We start from the raw sequence: 347 nt of genomic DNA on the forward strand, positions 1-347 counted from the left end.
CGTCGGCGGTTCGTCGGGATGACGACCTGGGCCGATACGCAGGAAGCCATGCCCACCAAGCCGGAGACCGCCAGGACAGCTGAAATCAGAAACGTCGATAGGTAGCGGGGCGACATGGCTTCTTTGTCCGCATGAAAAACAGAACCTCGTCCTAATATAGGGCGTCCGACCGGCTGCGCCATGGTCAGTTGATCGATTGTCATGCCAAAGAAAATCCGGCCCGTGTCCCAGCATTGCACTTGACGGCGGCGGCGGTTGGCGGCTCTATCACGCGGCTCCGCCCCGTCCGCATGAATGGCCGGTTGGTAAAGAGGGTTCAATGAAAATCAGGTATAAGTTGACCATCA

At 57.9% G+C, this 347-nt stretch carries 1 protein-coding gene; it reads right to left on the bottom strand.

Annotation, left to right across the window (positions count from 1 at the left end; genetic code table 11):
- The coding region (locus tag EN818_RS33360) for a hypothetical protein (protein WP_210237327.1) at positions 1-203 on the bottom strand (203 nt) is incomplete at its 3' end.
- Positions 204-347: the final 144 nt, after the last annotated feature.

This window comes from Mesorhizobium sp. M3A.F.Ca.ET.175.01.1.1 (assembly GCF_004791945.1).
Taxonomy (GTDB): domain Bacteria; phylum Pseudomonadota; class Alphaproteobacteria; order Rhizobiales; family Rhizobiaceae; genus Mesorhizobium.